This window comes from Desulfomarina profundi, assembly GCF_019703855.1.
GTDB lineage: Bacteria > Desulfobacterota > Desulfobulbia > Desulfobulbales > Desulfocapsaceae > Desulfomarina > Desulfomarina profundi.
Map to the genome: position 1 here is coordinate 813914 of NZ_AP024086.1, position 17749 is coordinate 831662.

17 protein-coding genes are annotated in these 17749 nt (G+C 49.7%); 13 read left to right on the forward strand and 4 right to left on the reverse strand.

Annotated features, from left to right (window positions below; genetic code table 11):
• Nucleotides 1–55: 55 nt before the first annotated feature.
• From LO777_RS03830 to mutY, 8 genes are all read left to right on the forward strand, one after another.
• The gene (locus tag LO777_RS03830) at nt 56–298 is read left to right on the forward strand and encodes a ribbon-helix-helix domain-containing protein (protein ID WP_228856240.1); all 243 of its coding nucleotides are present in this window, start codon (nt 56–58) and stop codon (nt 296–298) included.
• Entirely contained in the window at nt 295–714 is a 420-nt protein-coding gene (locus LO777_RS03835) for a type II toxin-antitoxin system VapC family toxin (protein WP_228856241.1), read from the forward strand. Before LO777_RS03830 ends, LO777_RS03835 begins: the two co-directional genes overlap by 4 nt.
• A 372-nt stretch (nt 715–1086) precedes the next feature.
• Nucleotides 1087–2430, forward strand: a complete 1344-nt coding sequence (locus LO777_RS03840) for a UDP-glucose dehydrogenase family protein (RefSeq protein WP_228856242.1) — start codon at nt 1087–1089, stop codon at nt 2428–2430.
• Nucleotides 2431–2442: 12 nt separating this feature from the next.
• On the forward strand, nt 2443–3564 hold the full coding sequence (gmd, locus tag LO777_RS03845; RefSeq protein ID WP_407929114.1) for a GDP-mannose 4,6-dehydratase: 1122 nt from the start codon (nt 2443–2445) through the stop codon (nt 3562–3564).
• A 46-nt stretch (nt 3565–3610) separates the two neighbouring features.
• Nucleotides 3611–3973 (forward strand): four helix bundle protein, encoded by a 363-nt coding sequence (locus LO777_RS03850; protein ID WP_268907503.1) that lies wholly within the window; start codon nt 3611–3613, stop codon nt 3971–3973.
• A gap of 134 nt (nt 3974–4107) precedes the next feature.
• Nucleotides 4108–5193: a GDP-L-fucose synthase family protein gene (locus tag LO777_RS03855; RefSeq protein ID WP_228857328.1), complete on the forward strand. Its 1086-nt coding sequence runs from the start codon at nt 4108–4110 to the stop codon at nt 5191–5193.
• Nucleotides 5194–5199: 6 nt separating this feature from the next.
• Nucleotides 5200–6267, forward strand: coding sequence for an iron-containing alcohol dehydrogenase family protein (locus LO777_RS03860; RefSeq protein WP_228856245.1), 1068 nt, complete (start codon nt 5200–5202; stop codon nt 6265–6267).
• On the forward strand, nt 6264–7346 hold the full coding sequence (gene mutY, locus LO777_RS03865; protein WP_228856246.1) for an A/G-specific adenine glycosylase: 1083 nt from the start codon (nt 6264–6266) through the stop codon (nt 7344–7346). The genes LO777_RS03860 and mutY overlap by 4 nt, the downstream gene beginning before the upstream one ends.
• An 18-nt stretch (nt 7347–7364) precedes the next feature.
• On the opposite strand, the gene LO777_RS03870 is transcribed toward mutY, so the two are convergent.
• The 3 genes from LO777_RS03870 to LO777_RS03880 are packed head-to-tail and all read right to left on the reverse strand — an operon-like array spanning nt 7365 to nt 10539.
• Complete coding sequence (locus tag LO777_RS03870) at nt 7365–8804, reverse strand: exodeoxyribonuclease III (protein ID WP_228856247.1); 1440 nt, start codon at nt 8802–8804, stop codon at nt 7365–7367.
• Nucleotides 8805–8812: 8 nt separating this feature from the next.
• Complete coding sequence (locus tag LO777_RS03875) at nt 8813–10072, reverse strand: diaminopimelate decarboxylase (protein ID WP_228856248.1); 1260 nt, start codon at nt 10070–10072, stop codon at nt 8813–8815.
• 14 nt (nt 10073–10086) lie between these two features.
• The gene (locus LO777_RS03880; RefSeq protein ID WP_228856249.1) at nt 10087–10539 is read right to left on the reverse strand and encodes an Lrp/AsnC family transcriptional regulator; all 453 of its coding nucleotides are present in this window, start codon (nt 10537–10539) and stop codon (nt 10087–10089) included.
• A gap of 214 nt (nt 10540–10753) precedes the next feature.
• Between LO777_RS03880 and LO777_RS03885 the strand changes: the two genes are divergently transcribed.
• The 5 genes from LO777_RS03885 to LO777_RS03905 all read left to right on the forward strand — a co-directional run bounded on the left by LO777_RS03885 (nt 10754) and on the right by LO777_RS03905 (nt 16317).
• Nucleotides 10754–12829, forward strand: coding sequence for a TonB-dependent receptor plug domain-containing protein (locus tag LO777_RS03885; protein WP_228856250.1), 2076 nt, complete (start codon nt 10754–10756; stop codon nt 12827–12829).
• Between the two features lie 83 nt (nt 12830–12912).
• Entirely contained in the window at nt 12913–13467 is a 555-nt protein-coding gene (locus LO777_RS03890; RefSeq protein ID WP_228856251.1) for a YfiR family protein, read from the forward strand.
• Entirely contained in the window at nt 13467–15227 is a 1761-nt protein-coding gene (locus LO777_RS03895) for an ATP-binding protein (RefSeq protein WP_228856252.1), read from the forward strand. The genes LO777_RS03890 and LO777_RS03895 overlap by 1 nt, the downstream gene beginning before the upstream one ends.
• Entirely contained in the window at nt 15224–15475 is a 252-nt protein-coding gene (locus LO777_RS03900; protein ID WP_228856253.1) for a response regulator transcription factor, read from the forward strand. The genes LO777_RS03895 and LO777_RS03900 overlap by 4 nt, the downstream gene beginning before the upstream one ends.
• A gap of 146 nt (nt 15476–15621) precedes the next feature.
• A complete protein-coding gene (locus tag LO777_RS03905; protein WP_228856254.1) occupies nt 15622–16317 on the forward strand; it encodes a polyprenol monophosphomannose synthase in 696 nt (231 codons plus the stop codon).
• Between the two features lie 3 nt (nt 16318–16320).
• Here the strand turns inward: LO777_RS03905 and LO777_RS03910 are convergent, their stop codons facing one another.
• Nucleotides 16321–17727, reverse strand: a complete 1407-nt coding sequence (locus LO777_RS03910) for a class II fumarate hydratase (protein ID WP_228856255.1) — start codon at nt 17725–17727, stop codon at nt 16321–16323.
• Between the last annotated feature and the right edge of the window lie 22 nt (nt 17728–17749).

Here is a 17749-nt window from a genome sequence, read left to right on the forward strand (position 1 = left end):
GAGATTTGACATGATATTCTGATTGTATTACATTCTGTAATACGGAGGTGGTGATATGATCACGATAAGACTAGACCAGAAATTAGAACAACAGATTGAGAATACGGCTAAAAATCTTGGGTTGAGTAAGTCTGAATTAATTAGAAAAAGTATTAACGAATATCTCAGTAAACTTAAACAGCCTAATGCGTGGGATATCGGTGAAGACTTGTTTGGCAAATATTCAAGCGGTCTTGGCAATTTATCATCAGACAGAAAAGAACTGATAAAAAATACAATTAAAGCCAAGAGAACATGAAAAAAATCTTAATAGATTCCGGACCGTTGATAGCCTTGTTTGATGCCTCTGATAAATACCATAACAAAGCTGTTCATTTCATAAAATCTAATAAATATCCTTTGGTTACAACCATTGCATCGATTACTGAAACGCTTCATTTACTGGATTTCAATCGAAATGCCCAAATTGATTTTATTCAGTGGATACATCAAGGGGCTGTTGAAATACATAATATCGAAAATGATGATTTCGGAAGGATCAAAGAGTTAACGGAGAAATATCGGGATTTACCCTTGGATTTTGCTGATTCGTGCCTGGTATACCTGGCAGAAAAACTCAGTCTGAATACAATCGCCACATTTGACCGGGATTTTTCAATTTACCGTATTAAAGGTAGAAGAAAATTCAACCTGATTTCTGCACTTCAGGAATAAAGAAAAAATATTTATACTGTATAAACAAATAATTACCAGGTCGCAGTGCGGGCTGTACTGCTCACTATCCGAGTGAGATTGTTTTTTTTGATGGACTCGTAAAAACTCCGATCTACTGCGTTGTGGGGTGATCGTGTAATGCTCGACGTACTCTATGTACGTCTGCGCTTACACGACACCGCCACGCCTTGTATATCGAAGTTTTTCCAGAGTCCATCTGGGAACGTTGAACGACTTTTTACGAGATCATTTTTTTTTAATATTGCCAAAATTCATGAGAACTGCGGGTTAGGCTTGATTAGTTTTGTTATGGTGGATATTATGCTGTTTTTTCTGTGTTCCTGGAATTAATTTCTCCTTGTTGAGGGTCTTATGAACGTTACTGTATTTGGTGTTGGATATGTCGGCCTGGTGCAGGCTGCGGTGCTGGCGGATGTCGGCCATAATGTCTGTTGTGTGGATGTGGACGAGGCCAAGATTGAAGGGTTGAAGAAGGGTGTAATCCCCATTTTTGAACCGGGTCTGTCCGATCTGGTTTTAAATAATCATGAGCGGGGACGTCTGGCCTTCACCACCGATGCCAAAGAAGGTGTTGATCATGCCGAACTGCAGTTTATAGCGGTGGGGACACCTCCAGATGAAGACGGCAGCGCGGATCTCAAGTATGTTCTGGCGGTGGCGGGCAGGATTGCCGAACTGATGGAGGATACGAAAATTGTTATTGACAAGTCCACGGTGCCGGTGGGAACGGCCGACAAGGTTCGTGCCCATATGCTCGGAATTCTAGAAGAACGAAAGAAAGAGTTGGATCTGTATGTTGTTTCCAACCCGGAATTTTTAAAAGAAGGCTCGGCCCTGGATGACTGCATGCGGCCGGAGCGGATTATTGTCGGCACTGATTCTGATGCGGTGGAGGCAAAGATGCGTGAGCTGTATGAACCCTTCAGCAGGAACCATGACAAGATAATGATTATGGATGTGCGCAGTGCCGAGTTTACCAAGTACGCGGCCAACTGCCTGCTGGCCACCAAGATTTCTTTTATGAATGAGATGTCCAATCTTGCCGAGCGCATGGGTGTGGATATTGAGCAGGTACGCCGGGGTATAGGATCCGATTCCCGTATCGGCTACAAGTTTATTTATCCAGGCTGCGGTTATGGCGGTTCCTGCTTTCCCAAGGATGTGCAGGCCCTGGAGCGGTCAGCCAGTGAAATCGGTTACGAGGCAAAGATCCTGCGGGCGGTGGAGAGTGTTAATTATGCCCAGAAGGAAAAGCTCTTTGAGCATATTCAGTCCTTTTATAATTGTGATATCGCCGGCAAAACTTTTGCGGTATGGGGACTTTCCTTCAAACCGAATACCGATGACATGCGCGAGGCGTCCAGCAGGGTGCTGCTGGAATCACTGTGGAAGGCGGGGGCCAGGGTACAGGCCTATGATCCGGAGGCAATGGAGGAGGCCCAGCGAATTTACGGTACCAGGGACGACCTGACACTCATGGGCACCAAGGAGGCGGCACTCCATGGGGCCGACGGGCTGGTCATTGTCACCGAATGGAAAAGTTTTCGGGTACCTGATTTTGAGCAGTTGCTGAAAGAGCTGAAAGACAGGGTGGTTTTTGATGGTCGCAATCTCTATGATCCGGAGCGGGTGGAGGCCCTGGGATTGGCCTATTACGGCATTGGCCGCGGGCGTTCCATAAAGAAATTTTTATAGGTTTCAGGAAATATTATGAAAAGGGCATTGATAACCGGTATTACCGGACAGGATGGAGCATATCTGGCAGAATTTCTTCTGAAAAAAGGCTATGAGGTGCATGGGATAAAGAGGCGGGCGTCTCTTTTCAATACGGACAGGATAGATCACCTCTACCAGGACCCCCACGAGGGGGAGAGAAATTTTATTCTCCATCATGGTGACCTGACCGACTCTTCCAGCCTGATTCATATTATCGGCAAGGTGCAGCCGGACGAGATTTATAATCTGGCAGCCCAGTCCCATGTTGCTGTCTCCTTTGAAGAGCCGGAATACACTGCAAATTCCGATGCTCTGGGAACATTGCGGGTCCTTGAGGCCATTCGTATTCTCGGTCTGACGGAAAAAACCCGTTTCTACCAGGCTTCCACTTCCGAGCTTTTCGGTAAGGTGCAGGAGGTTCCCCAGACGGAAAAGACCCCGTTTTATCCCCGATCTCCCTACGCGGTTTCAAAGATGTACGCTTACTGGATTGTTGTCAATTATCGGGAGGCTTATAATATTTATGCCTGCAACGGTATTCTTTTTAATCATGAATCGCCACTGCGCGGAGAGACCTTTGTCACCCGTAAAATCACCAGGGCCCTGGCCCGTATCTTTCTCGGCCTGCAGGACTGCATTCACCTGGGAAATATGGATGCCAGGCGTGACTGGGGCCATGCGAAGGATTATGTGGAGATGCAGTGGTTGATGCTCCAGCAGGAAAAGCCCGACGATTTTGTTATTGCCACCGGGGTGCAGCATTCCGTACGGGACTTTGTTGATACTGCTGCCTCTGAGCTGGGTGTTGGCCTGCGCTGGGAGGGTGAAGGCGTAGACGAGATCGGTATTGTGGAATGTGTACCCGGCGGGGAGCTTGGTTGCAAAATGAATGTCGGTGATATTATCGTTCGGGTTGATCCCCGCTATTTCAGGCCCACGGAAGTAGAGACTCTATTGGGAGACCCGAGCAAGGCAAGGGAACAGCTCGGCTGGGTGCCGAAAACAGACTTTGGTGAACTCGTGGCCGAGATGATGCGCTATGACCTGGAGGATGCCCGCCGTGATGAGCTTTGCAGGAATGAGGGGTTTGCTGTTCTTGAGAAGCATGAGTAGGTGTTAGGCGTGGGGCGTTAGGTGTTTTTTTATTGGGGAGGTTTTTGTGGGGCGGGTACATTATAAATTGTTGGTTTGGCAGGAAGCTATGGAGTTAGTAACTGATATTTATGCAATCACAGAGAATTTCCCGTCCGAAGAGATGTATGGTTTGACTTCACAGTTACGCAGAGCGGCGGTTTCTGTACCAAGCAATATTGCTGAAGGTGCTGGTCGTGAGAGCAAAAAAGAATTTCTTCATTACCTTTCTGTGGCCAGAGGTTCCCTGAGTGAGGTGGATACCCAGCTTCTTCTTGCGCAAAAATTACGATATTGCAGGACAATGACCAGAATGAATGAACGCATGGACAAAGTATTTGCCCTCCTCGGTGGCCTGATGAAATCCTTGAAAAAGGAGATAAACAAATGAGCAAAAATTCCCCTAACGCCAAACCCCAAACTCCTCACTCCTCACTCCAAACGCCTCCCCCCTCACCCCAAACCCCCAACTCCTCCCCCCTCACTCCTAACACCTCACCCCTAACTCCTAACGCCTCACTCCAAATCCCTGACGAAAAAATCTATATTGCCGGACACCGGGGTATGGTGGGCTCGGCCATTGTCAGAAGGCTGAAAAAGATCGGCTGCACCAATATAGTTACCCGTACTCATAAGGAGCTTGATCTCCTTGACCAGGAAGCAGTTTTTTCTTTTTTCCGCAAGGAGAAGATTGATCGGGTGGTGCTGGCCGCGGCCAGGGTGGGAGGTATTCATGCCAATAACAGCTATCCCGCCGAGTTTATATATCAGAACCTGATGATCCAGGCCAATGTGATCCACGGAGCCTGGAGAAGTGATGTGGAGCATCTGCTTTTTCTTGGCAGTTCATGTATTTATCCAAAATTTGCGCCCCAGCCCATGAAGGAAGAGTATTTGTTGACCGATGTGCTGGAGCCTACAAACGAGCCATATGCTATTGCCAAAATTGCCGGGATCAAGATGTGTGAGTCCTATAACCGTCAGTATGGAACATGCTATCGTTCCGTCATGCCCACCAACCTCTTTGGTCCGGGGGACAATTACCACCTGGAAAACAGCCATGTTATTCCGGCCATGATACGTAAGTTTTATCTGGCAAAAATGGCCATGGAAGGGGATGTGGAAGGTATTGTCCTAGATGAGAAAAGGTATGGGCCGATTCCACCGGACATCTGCGAAAGCATGGGCTATCGCGCGGACACAAAAACACTGGAGAGTAAAGTCATTCCCAGGGTAAGGTTATGGGGGACGGGGTCTCCCAGGAGGGAATTCCTTCATGTGGATGATATGGCGGCGGCATCCGTATTTGTAATGGGGCTTGAGCAGTCTCATTTCGAGAATGGCAACCCGTCATTTCTCAACGTAGGGACTGGAGAGGACATAACCATTCGGGAGACGGCGGAAATAATCTGTCGTCTGGTGGGTTTTCGTGGAGAAACCGTGTATAATCCCGACCAGCCGGATGGAACACCCAGGAAACTGATGGATACCGGCCGCATAAATTCACTGGGCTGGCGACCTTCCCTCAGTTTTGAGGAGGGATTGAAGGATGCCTGTTCCTGGTATATGGACAGACACTTCACGAATTCAGGTGAATCAGAAAAGGAATAGGAAAAAATGTATAGAAATTTTGCGATAGTGCCGAATATCATGTTTGGTCGGGGGGCCTTCAACCAGCTTGGTGATGTTCTTGCTCCAAAGCGGGTTACAGAAGGTGGATATGTGGTTTTTGTCATTGATGATGTGTTTAAGGATAAGCCCATTGAATCGAGACTGCCCATTGAAGGGGATGATCTCCTGCTCCGGGTCAATGTGGATGATGAGCCGAAAACCAGTTATATCGATAAGCTCGTGGAGGAAATCAGGGCGTACAAAGATGTTGTGCCGGACGGTATTATCGGTATCGGCGGCGGGTCCACCATGGATATTGCCAAGGCCATTTCCCTGATGCTCAATAATCCGGGCTCATCCGCCGATTACCAGGGCTGGGACCTGATTGAAAATCCGTCCGTCTATCATGTGGCGGTGCCGACCCTGGCGGGGACTGGAGCGGAGATTTCACGCACGGCCATTTTGACGGGGCCGGTCAAGAAGCTGGGGATCAATTCTGATTACACCCTGTTTCATCAGATTATTCTCGATCCGGAACTGATTGCCGATGTGCCGAAAGATCAGTGGTTTTACACTGGCATGGACTGTTATATCCACGATGTGGAATCCCTTGAAGGAACCTTTATCAACGAGTTCAGCAAGGCCTATGGGGAGAAATCCATTGATCTCTGCCGCCAGGTTTTTCTGGAAGACCATAAGGATAAAGATGACAAACTGATGATGGCGTCCTATTTCGGCGGTATGTCCATTGCCTATTCCCAGGTAGGGGCCTGTCACGCGCTTTCCTATGGCTTGTCCTATGTCCTGGGGATCCATCATGGTATCGGCTGCTGTATTGCCTTTGACTACCTGGAAGAATTTTATCCCGAGGGTGTGAAGGAATTTCGGCGGATGATGGAACGACATGATATCAGCCTGCCCCGTAACCTGACAGCAGGCATGAGTGATGAATCTCTTGATCTGATGGTAACCACCGCTCTCGGCCTGGTGCCGCTCTGGGAGAATTGCCTTGGGCCGGACTGGGAAAAGCAGATGACACGGGAACGGACGCTGGAGTTGTATAAAAGAATGTGAGCAGTTGTGATTCTACCCTGCAGGAACGGCTGATTCGCTGGTTCAGGGACAACAGGCGGGATCTGCCCTGGCGGCGGACCTACGATCCGTACCATGTGTGGATTTCAGAGATCATGCTGCAGCAGACACAGATGGAGCGCGGGGTCACTTATTTTAAGAAATGGGTGGCCCGTTTTCCCGATGTGGCAAGTGTTGCGGCGGCATCACGCCGGGAAATTCTCAAATATTGGGAAGGTCTCGGCTATTATTCCAGGGCCGCGAATCTGCACAGGGCTGCGGCTGTTATCCTGGAAGAACATGGCGGTCTTGTCCCCTGCGATTACGGGCAGCTCCTGAAACTGCCCGGTATTGGTCCTTATACTGCTGCAGCCATTGCCAGTGTTGCCGGAAATATTGATGTGGCCGCAGTGGATGGTAATGTGCTGCGGGTCTATGCCCGTCTCTTTGATATCGCCTCTCCCGTTCGGGAAAAAGAGGGAAATACCAGAATACGAAAGATTGCCGACAGGCTGTTGCCCGGGGGACAGGCCCGTCTTTATAACCAGGCACTGATGGAACTGGGCGGTCTGGTCTGTACACCGAAGAATCCGGATTGCGAATCCTGCCCCGTAAGCGGTTATTGTCTGGCCCTGGAGGAAGGTACGGTGACAAAGCGCCCTGTTACCGGAAAAACAAGGAAAACCCTCGAGGTTACGCGGGTAGCGGGGCTTGTTTTTTCGGGCGAGAATCTTCTTCTGTTGCAGCGGAAGGAGGAAGAAAAACTCTGGGCCGGCTTATGGGATTTTCCGGGTGGAGAAATGAAGGGCAGCTGGAAGAAAGAGGACGTGGCAGAAGCAATACGGTCCACCTGCGGCCTGGCTGTCAGGGTGAAAGAACACCTTACGACGGTTGTGCATCACTATACCCGCTATAAAATCACCCTGCACTGTTTTCACTGTGAGCTGCTGGCAGACAGCCGTACTCCGGTTACTGAAAACATACAAACGTTCTGCTGGATAAAACCACAGGAGCTGGCAGACTATCCCCTGCCTGCCGGTGCCAGAAAAATAAGAGAATATCTCCTAACCCCTAACACCTAACACCTTCCCCCCTAACCCCTAACAGATTTCCAGCAAAACCGGACAGTGATCTGATCCCATCACATCCTTGAGTATTTCGGCCTTTTTTACCCGTTTTTCGGCCCTGCGGTTGACACAGAAATAGTCAATACGCCAGCCAACGTTCTTGGCGCGGGCATTGAAACGATAGCTCCACCAGGAGTAATTTCCCGGTTCCCGGTTGAACATGCGGAAGGTGTCGATAAAACCGGCTTCAATAAAAGTGTCCATCCAGTGTCTTTCTTCCGGAGTGAAACCGGCATGTTTTTCATTGGCCTTGGGATGGGTGAGGTCAATCTCCTTGTGGGCCACATTGAAATCGCCACACAGCACCACATCCTTTTTCTTTTCCAGTTCTTTTGCGAATTTCAGCAGGCAGTCGTTGAAACGGAGCTTGAAATCCAGCCGTTTGAGATGATTGCCGCTGTTTGGAAAGTAGATATTGATGAGATAGAAGGTATCGAACTCCAGGGTAAGGACCCTGCCTTCCCTGTCAAACTCCGGTTCCCCTATCCCTTCCCTTATTGAAAGGGGTTTGACGCGGCTGTAGAAAGCAACACCGGAATATCCTTTTTTTTCGGCACTGTGCCAGAATGAGGTGTAGCCAGGGATATTTTTTAATTCATCAGAGAGCTGGTCCGGCTGGGCCTTGGTTTCCTGGATACCGATGACATCCGCGTCCAGGTCCGGCAGCAGGTCGATAAAGCCCTTTTTTTCCATGGCGCGGATGCCGTTGACGTTCCAGGAAAGAAGGGTGAGCGGCTGGTTTTTCTTTCGTTTCGTGCCCGGAATTTTTCTCGGTTTCACGCAGTGTTGAGGGCAGTTCTCTTCCAGGGGGCAGAGATCGCAGTGGGGACTGATGGGGCGGCAGATTGACTGTCCGAAGGCTACCAGAATGGAGTTGACCGTGATCCAGTGTTTTTCCGGAAGTTTTTTCCTGAGGGCCATCTCCGTTTTCAGGGGTGTGTCGGTTTTTACATAGTTCCAGATATTGAGAATCCTGTGGACATGGGTATCGACACAGATGGCCGGTTTGCCAAAGGCTACGCTGACCACCAAGTTGGCTGTTTTGCGGCCCACACCGGGGAGGGTGATCAGTTCTTCAATGGTGTCGGGGACACGGCCGTCAAACCTGTCCAGGGCTTCGGGCAGTTTTGTCAGGTAGCGGGCCTTGTTTTTATAGAAACCGACAGGATAAATCAGTTTGGCTATTTTCTCTTCGGAAAGTTCGGCAAGCCCTTCTTTATCGGGTGCAAGTTTAAAGAGTTTTTTTGAGGCTCTGGCGGTGGTCTCGTCCTTGGTGCGGGCGGAGAGGACGGTGGCCACCAGGACCTTGAACGGGTCCCTGGTCTGAACCGCGATAAGGTCAACCACCGGGACATCCTTGTCCCTGATTGCTTCTGTTACTGTTTCAAGAAATGCATCAATATCAATGGTCATAAAAATGTTTACCGGGTGAGGGTATCGGGCGTAAAATCGAGGGTGGCAAAGTAATCATCCACTCTCTCTGCCCTTCTGATCAGTTCAACATCGCCATTTTCCCGTAACAGTAATTCCTTCGGCCGCAGATTGCCATTATAATTGAATCCCATGGAATGACCGTGGGCCCCTGTGTCATGAATAACCAGAATATCGCCATCTTCAATGAGAGGGAGGTCACGCTGAATGGCGAATTTATCATTATTTTCACAGAGGGAGCCCACGACATCCACGGTCTCCACCGGAGCGGCGGAGTCCTTGCCGATAACATCAATATGGTGGTAGGCACCATACAAGGCGGGACGCATCAGGCTGCTCATGGAGGCGTCAACACCGATATAGGTGCGGTAAATTTCCTTGCGGTTTATGGCGCTTACGACCAGGGCACCGTGGGGTCCGGTCATGTAGCGGCCGCTTTCCATGAACAGGGCCGGCTGATAACCTTCTTCCCTGTCAAAGGTGTGAAAAAGCGCTGTGATTTCCCGGCCCATGCTTTCCAGGTCCAGGGGTGGTTCATCAGGTCTGTACGGAATACCCAGGCCGCCGCCGATATTAATGAATTCAAAACGGATGTCAAGTTCGGCTGATATTTCAGTGACCAGTTCCAGCAGCATGCGGGCAGTCTGGACCATGTAGGTGTAGTTCAGCTCGTTGGAGGCCACCATGGTATGGATGCCGAATTTTTTTGCGCCCAGCTCCTGTGCCCTGCGGTAGGCATCGATGATCTGTTCGTGACTGACTCCGTATTTGGCCTCAAGGGGATTACCGATGATATCGTTGCCGGTTCGTCTGGCCCCTGGATTATAGCGAAAGCAGATGAGTTCCGGCATCGAGGGTATCTTGTCGAGCAGAGAAATATCGTCCAGGTTGAGAAGGCAACCACCGTCTCTGGCCGCTTCGGCAAAATCCTCCGGTGAGGTGTTGTTGGAGGTGAACATGATGTCATGAGCCCGGGCGCCGATTCTGCGGCTGAGCTTCAGTTCGGCAATGGAGCTGCAGTCAAAACCGAATCCCATGGATTGCATAATTTCCATGATTGTCGGATTGGGCAGTGCCTTGACGGCAAAATATTCCCTGAAATGTTTAATTTCGCCAAAGACTTTTTGCAGCTGTTCACCCGTCCCACGGATACCGGTTTCGTCATAGACATGAAAGGGGGTTTCAAAATGAGCCCTGATTGTTTCAAGGCGGGGATAGAGACGGTCTTTAAATGATTTTGACAGGGGCATGGTTTTTGGTCAGGTCAGAGTTGGATGGGAATTCGGCTGGTTTCCTTGACGGTTGCCAGCACTGTTGAAGTTCGGGTGGAGAGAACACCGGGGATTGAGAGAATCTTTTCACAGAGCAGGCTGCCCAACTCCGTGGTATTGCCGGTTCGGATTTTCACAAGAAATCCGTCTGCTCCCGTCACCAGGTGCACTTCCTGAATTTCAGGAATTTCAGCCAGTTTTACGCCGACTTTTTCGCAATCATGCGGTGTTGTGGTCACAGTGATAAAGGCAACCTGGGCCCGGTTGAACCGTTCCGGGTTCAGTCGTACCTCGTAGCCGTCGATAATGCCGCGTTTTTCCATTTTGCGGATACGTTCCAGTACAGCGGAAGGGGCAAGACCAACCTGCCTGGAAACCTCCACATTGGGGATTCTGGCTTTTTCCTGAAGTATTTTTAGTATTTTAAGGCTAATTTCGTCAATCATTTGCTAAAATCTCCATTTTGGGTGAATATATTCTGTATTTTGGTTGTTGTCAAGAATGAACTTTTTTTGTTTTCAATGAGAAATAATTTCCATGCATTCTTTTTTTCTTATATCCTTGTAGAGAATAACGGTCTTTATTAAATTGGCAGATTCGTGTGAAAAACAGCTTGGAACAGCAAAAAAACATGCTTGTGATCAGAAACAGGAAGAAACAATGACTTTGAAGGTGCACTATTTTAAGCAGAATTTCCCATTTGCTGACAGATATTATGCAGGGAAAATCAGTCCGCAACTGGTTGGAACATTGTTCCTTGGGATAGTCTTGATCATTATTCAGAGCAGTCAGGTGATGGCCGCTGCCGGAGATGACAACCTGGAGTACCTGAAGGGGCTTGATATCGAGGATCTGCTGCGCACGCAGGTAACATCCGCATCGAAACGACCGGAATCATTGACAGATGCGGCAACAGCCGTTTTTGTCATAACGGCAGAGGATATAAAGAGAACCGGGGCGAGAAATATCCCGGAGGCTCTGCGCATGGTGCCGGGTATACAGGTTTCCCAGCTGGATGCCAATAAATGGATAATCAGTGCCAGGGGATTTGGAGAACTTTTCAGTAACAAGCTGCTTGTGCTCATGGACGGAAGGTCAGTCTATACGCCTCTCTTTTCAGGGGTGTTCTGGGATGTTCAGGATACCGTGATGGAGGATATTGATCGTATTGAGGTTATACGGGGGCCGGGGGCAACACTTTGGGGTGCAAACGCGGTCAACGGTGTGATCAATATCATTACCAAGTCAACGTCCGACACCATGGGTGGCCTGGTTTCATTGACGGGAGGATCATATGATCCGATTGTCGCCACTGCTCGATATGGTGGTGAAATCGGAGCAATCGGTGGTTACCGTTTTTATGTGAAAGGGGCGGATCACAACGAATTTCCCATGAGTGACGGTGAGGATGGCAAAGATGACTGGAGCATGACGCAGGGAGGATTCAGGGTTGACCTGGAGCCGGAGCGGGACAGAAGAATCCGGGTGCAGGGTGATATTCAGAATGGTGAGGAAGGTGTTGCTTATTCTTTTCCCGGGTTTCCCGAGCTGGAAAACCTCAGTACCGATTTTCATACCTTCACGGCAAATCTTCTGACAAAATGGGAAGGAGATTTCAGTAACGGCAACCAGGCTTCTCTCCAGGCATACTGGGACTATACGGAAAAAGATCTGCTGATTGTGGACGAGAAAAGGACGACGTTTGATCTGGATTTTCAGTATGTCTGGACAGCGTCACCGTTTCATGACGTGGTCTGGGGGTTTGGGTATCGGGTCAGTTCTGATGAGATTAAGTCGTCACAGTATACTTATTTCAATCCGGAAGAGCGGACCACTGAACTCTTCAGTGCCTTTATTCAGGATGAGATAACCCTGGTGGATAATCGCTGGTGGCTCACGATCGGCTCCAAGTTTGAGCATAATGACTACAGTGGTTTTGAGGTGCAACCCAATATGAGGATGCGTTGGAAAACCGATGATGACCAGACTTTCTGGGTCTCGGTGTCAAGGGCTGTCCGTACTCCTGCCCGTGCTGATCACGATATGACGATCTTTACAGTTGCTTCCCGGGATTCCAGCGGTAATCTGGTTGCCAGTACCATCGAGGGCAATCGTGATTTCGAGGCGGAGGAGCTGGTAGCCTACGAGGCAGGGCATCGTTGCAGACCGTTTCACAGGTTGTCTCTTGATACGGCTTTCTTTTATAATGTTTATGAGAATCTCAGGTCCCTGGAAGTTGGGGCTCCCTATTTTTCTTCATTCTCCGATTCACTCCTGCTGGCCCCCAACTATATTACCAATGCGCTGTCCGGAAAAGCCTACGGTCTTGAACTTCTGGCAACCCTGCAGGCTGCGGACTGGTGGAAGCTTTCCCTTGGGTATTCCCTGCTGAAAATGACTTTTGATGCCGATCCCGCTATCAGGATGACCAGTAAAAAATTTATACAGGACGACTACCCGCAGCATATGGTTCAAGTGAGGTCCTATATGGATGTGTGGGAGAATGTCTCCCTCGATAGTGAATTTTACTATATGGATCAATTGGGAGAGGGGCCAGTGGATGCCTACGTTCGATTTGATCTCAGGCTTGGCTGGCAGATAAATGATAATTTTGACCTGAGTCTCAATGCTGAAAACCTGACGGACTCCAGGCACGGGGAATATAGCTCGACTGTAAACATAGTCGGAACGGAAGTACCTCGAAGATTTTTTGCGAAATTAACCTGGAATTTTTGACGATCAGCTTTCATACTGCAATGATTTCACGACCCGATACTGCTCATTCAATGATACGGAAGAAAAGGAGAAGGCCCCGGTTTATGCTGTGCGCCTGTCTGCTCACTTTTTTCCTGTTTGGTATTGGTAACGGCTACATCCATGCGGCACACCCGAAAGTGTTCAAGGAAAATCAGGTGAAGGGAGTATTTCTCTACAATTTGATCAAATTTGTAACCTGGCCGGACTCGGAACATAAGGTTGATCCATTTATTATTGGTGTTCTTGGCGGTGATTCCTTCGATTACCTGTTGCGCAAGGTAGTGGAAGGTGAATACATCGGGCACAGGAAAATCATGGTTGAGCACTATGATTCATCGGATCAGGTTGTATGGTCCAGAGTGGATATGCTCTTTATTTCCAGGGGTGCTGCCCCGGGAGTTGACAGTCTTTCCCGTCTGGCGGCGAATAATAATGTGCTGACGGTGGGTGAGGAGGTTGGATTCTGCAGGAGGGGAGGAATGATTAATCTGGTTACCAGGGGAAGCAGAATTCTTATTGAGGTGAATATAGGGCAGATCAGGAAAAGTGGATTCAGGGTGAGCGCACAGGTGTTGAAACTTGCAAGGATTGTAAAAACGGTTTCGGAGGAAAATTGATGATTCGTGGATTCGGAAACCGTCCTGTTCAGGCGAAACTGGCCTATATCGTCATGGCTATCAGCAGTTTTCTTGTGATATTCATGGCCATCAGCTTTATCACCGACAAGGTTTACTCCTTCAGGCGTGACATGGTGGAGAATCTGGCCATTCTTGCCAATACTATCGGTAAAAACAGTACGGCCGCCCTGATATTTGATGATCCGCTGACGGCTGAAGATACCCTTTCGGCCCTGAAAGCGGCGCCATATGTCAAATGTGCTACTATTTTCAGAAATGACGGCACGGTATTTTCCCGGTACTCAAGGCAGGGGAGGGGGCTAGAAGAGATCGACTATGCCATGAAGAAACACCTTCTCGGCCAGGCCATGAAGGCCAAATCGGGGGAGGAGATCCATAATTTCAATGAAGGATACCTGTCCCTGGCATCTCCCATCATGCTGGATAAAAAGCGACTGGGGTTTCTGGCGATCAAAGCAGACCTGGGGCGTTTGTATAATCGGCTGATCATCTCGATTGTTATTGTCATTGTTCTTATAGGAGCACTCGGTCTGCTGGCCCAGGTTGTGTCCGTCCGGCTCCATCGTTTTATTGCCTGGCCGCTTTTTGAACTGTTGCAAACCATGGAAACTGTTAAACGGAAACAGAAATTTTCCGTGCGTGTACGTAAATTCAACGACGACGAGTTCGGTTCACTGACGGACAGTTTCAACAGTATGCTCGCCGAGATTGAAAAGCGTGACGAAAAGCTGGCTCATTACCAGAACCAGCTTGAGGAGCAGGTGGAAGACCGGACCAGGGAGCTGGTGAGGTCCAACGAACAGCTGAAAAAAGAGGTTGCCGAACGAAAAATTATCCAGGATCAGCTGGCAAGGGCACAGAGAATGGAGGCTATAGGCACCCTGGCAGCGGGTGTGCCCCATGATCTGAACAATATTCTTTCTGGTATTGTCTCTTATCCGGAACTGCTGCTGATGCGGATATCCGAGGAGCACGAACTGCATGACCCGCTCTGCACCATACAGGCTTCAGGTAAAAAAGCGGCTGCCATTGTGCAGGATCTGCTGACCCTGTCCCGTCGGGGGGTAACTGCCATGGAGGTGGTCAACCTGGAGAAGGTGCTGGATGAATATCTCGACAGCCCGGAATGCAGGAAAATGCTTGATCTGCATCCCCATGTGAAGATCATCAAAGACCTTGACCCGGGTATCATGCAGATCATGGGATCAGAGCTGCATCTGGGCAAAACCATCATGAACCTGGTTATTAATGCGGCCGAAGCGATGAGGGAGCCGGGAGAGGTGGTTGTTCGACTTGAGAACTGTTACCTGGATACACCCGTGCCCGGATATGGTAAGGTGAATGAGGGGTATTATGTTCGGCTGACTGTTCAGGATTCCGGCCAGGGAATTGATGAAAAGGATCTCGAGTTCATTTTTGAGCCGTTTTATACCAAGAAAAAAATGGGATTGAGCGGTACCGGTCTCGGAATGACCGTGGTCTGGGGAACTGTACTGGACCATAAAGGGTATATCAGCGTGGTGAGTAGACCGGGGGAAGGAACAGTTTTTTCTCTTTATTTTCCGGCAACCATGGAAGAACAGAAAGAGATTCCCGTGGCGGAAGGAGAGCTGTTCCAGGGGCAGGGCGAGTCCATTCTTGTTGTTGACGATGTGGAGGAGCAGCGGTTGATTGCCACTGATATCCTGAGGGAGCTTGGTTACAATGTTTTTGCGGTTTCTTCGGGGAAGAGGCCGTGATTTATGCGCAGCAGAATGATGTTGATCTTCTCATTCTTGATATGATTATGGATCCGGGAATTGACGGACTTGAAACCTTTCGCCGGATATTGCAGTATCGACCGCGGCAGAGAGCGATAATTGCCAGTGGCTATACCGATTTTGACAGAATCAAGGAGGCCCGAAAACTCGGGTTGATAATCTACTTGCGAAAACCCTATACCATGAGCAATATTTCCCGTGTGGTTCGTGAGGAGTTGGAGCGTTAGGTTTTGAGTGTCAGGAGTCAGGAGTCAGGAGTCAGGAGTTAGGAGTTAGGAGTTAGGTGTTAGGGGTTAGGGGTTGGTGGTGAAGGGTTAGGTGTGGGGTGTTAGGGGTTAAGGGTTAAGGGTTAAGGGTGAAGGGGTTAGGACTTATGTGTTCTGTTACCGTTATTATTCCCACGTTGAATGAAGAGGAAAATATTGATCTTCTGCTGACTCGTCTGTTGGCCGTCAGGAGGGAATCCGGCCTGGGTTTTTCCATTCTTTTTGTTGACTCCGCATCCACTGACGGGACCGGGGAAAAGGTGATGGCCTGGCGGGAGAAGGGGGATATCTCCCTGCTTTGCCGGGATCCGGATGATGATCTGATGGAAGTGGTTGTTGCCGGTGCCTGCGCTGCAAAAACCCGATTTGTGGTAGTGATGGATGCTGATCTCAGCCACCCTCCTGAAATACTGCCGGAACTGGTGGCGCCTCTTCTGGACGGCTCCTGTGATATGGTTATCGGCAGTCGGTATGTGGCCGGTGGCGCCACGCCTGACTGGCCGTTTTACCGCAGGTTTGCATCAAAACTGGCCACCATTCCAGCCAGGTTGTTTACGGATGTGAAAGACCCTCTTGCCGGATTTTTTGCGGTGGAACGGCAAAGACTTGCCACCCTTGACGGATCTGTTCACGGTTTTAAGATCGGACTGGAGGTGCTGGCGGAAGGGGGACGCTCCCTGCGGGTTAAGGAAGTACCCATCATTTTCAGGGACCGGAGTTTTGGGGTTTCAAAGATGAATTTCCGGGTTGTTTTTCATTACCTGGTGCAGCTCTTTCAACTGCTGGTGAAAAAATTTCGATAGGAATCAGTGTTTTTTCCCTTTCTCTTCCATCTGCCAGTCCGCCAGGTTTTTCGGATCAAGCAGTCTCTCAAGGTCAGTTTCAGGTATATCCGTCATTTCCTTTGCCACATCAAGGACTGGTCTCTTGTCCCTGGTTGCGGTTTTTGCAATTTCCGCGGCCTTCATATAGCCGATTATCGGGTTGAGTGAAGTGACGAGCAGGGGATTGAGGAGCAGCTTGCTTTTACATGTTTCGCGGTCGACCCGCATGTGGGGAATCACTTTTTCGGCCAGGGAAAGACAGCTGCCGCTCAGGAGCTGAATGGAATCCAGGATAGCTGTTGCCGCCACCGGCAGCATGGTATTGAGCTGGAAGTTACCGCCAAGGCCACAGACCTGGATGGTTGCATCGTTGCCGATGACTTTTGCCATGGCCATGCAGACCGCTTCCGGAATGACCGGGTTGACCTTGGCGGGCATGATGCTTGAGCCGGGCTGCAGCGGTTTCAGATGTATTTCTGACAGGCCGGCATCGGGCCCGGAGTTCATCCAGCGCAGGTCGCCGGCAATCTTGTAGAGTGCGGTTGCCGTGGCTTTCAGGACACCGGAGAATTCCACAACCGTGTCCAGGCTGCTGATGCCCTTGTACAGGGAAGGGGCCCTGGTAAATGTGAGCCCGGTCAGTTCGTTTAAAAAAGCAATTGCCTTACCGGGAAAATCGGGATGGCAGTTGACACCACTGCCCACCGCTGTTCCCCCCAGGGGCAGCCGCTGCAACCTGTCCAGGGAATCCCTGATTCGTTCGCATGATTCAAAAAGCTGCATGACCCAGCCGTCAAGTTCCGCCTGGAGACGGATGGGCAGGGCGTCCATGAGATGGGTTCTGCCCGTTTTTATCACATCACTGTGAGCTTTGCCGAACTGGAGAAGTTCATCGGCAAGTCTGTCGAGAGCGGGAAGGAGCCTGTCCCGTGTTTGAATGGCTGCGGAGAGGTGCAGGGCGGTGGGAATAACATCATTGCTGCTCTGGCCGAAGTTGACATGATCGTTGGGCAACAGGTTTATGCCGTTTCGGGCCGCCAGGCCGCAGATGACCTCATTAACGTTCATATTGGTGCTGGTTCCCGAGCCGGTCTGGAAGACGGAGATCGGAAACTGGTTCTGCGGTCTGGTGGAGAGGAGTCTGTCGGCGCAGTCAACTATTGCTGAAGCCAGATCCTGTGGCAGGAGTTTCAGGGCACCATTTGCTTTGGCGGCGGATTTTTTGATAAGAAGCAACCCTGTGATAAAACTCCATGGAAGAGATTCTTCGGAAATGGTAAAATTATCGATTGCCCTCTGGGTCTGGGCTCCATACAGGCTTTCTGCCGGAACCCGGATATCACCCATGCTGTCTGTTTCCGTGCGGTATTTTTTCCCTTTATTGGCCATGATTTTTCTCCTGACCACACTG

Coding starts and splice junctions, on each gene's coding strand:
- LO777_RS03830 (WP_228856240.1), top strand. CDS start 56: ATGATCACGATAAGACTAGACCAGAAATTAGAACAACAGATTGAGAAT.
- LO777_RS03835 (WP_228856241.1), top strand. CDS start 295: ATGAAAAAAATCTTAATAGATTCCGGACCGTTGATAGCCTTGTTTGAT.
- LO777_RS03840 (WP_228856242.1), top strand. CDS start 1,087: ATGAACGTTACTGTATTTGGTGTTGGATATGTCGGCCTGGTGCAGGCT.
- LO777_RS03860 (WP_228856245.1), top strand. CDS start 5,200: ATGTATAGAAATTTTGCGATAGTGCCGAATATCATGTTTGGTCGGGGG.
- LO777_RS03870 (WP_228856247.1), bottom strand. CDS start 8,804: ATGACCATTGATATTGATGCATTTCTTGAAACAGTAACAGAAGCAATC.
- LO777_RS03875 (WP_228856248.1), bottom strand. CDS start 10,072: ATGCCCCTGTCAAAATCATTTAAAGACCGTCTCTATCCCCGCCTTGAA.
- LO777_RS03880 (WP_228856249.1), bottom strand. CDS start 10,539: ATGATTGACGAAATTAGCCTTAAAATACTAAAAATACTTCAGGAAAAA.
- LO777_RS03885 (WP_228856250.1), top strand. CDS start 10,754: ATGACTTTGAAGGTGCACTATTTTAAGCAGAATTTCCCATTTGCTGAC.
- LO777_RS03890 (WP_228856251.1), top strand. CDS start 12,913: ATGCTGTGCGCCTGTCTGCTCACTTTTTTCCTGTTTGGTATTGGTAAC.
- LO777_RS03895 (WP_228856252.1), top strand. CDS start 13,467: ATGATTCGTGGATTCGGAAACCGTCCTGTTCAGGCGAAACTGGCCTAT.
- LO777_RS03905 (WP_228856254.1), top strand. CDS start 15,622: ATGTGTTCTGTTACCGTTATTATTCCCACGTTGAATGAAGAGGAAAAT.
- LO777_RS03910 (WP_228856255.1), bottom strand. CDS start 17,727: ATGGCCAATAAAGGGAAAAAATACCGCACGGAAACAGACAGCATGGGT.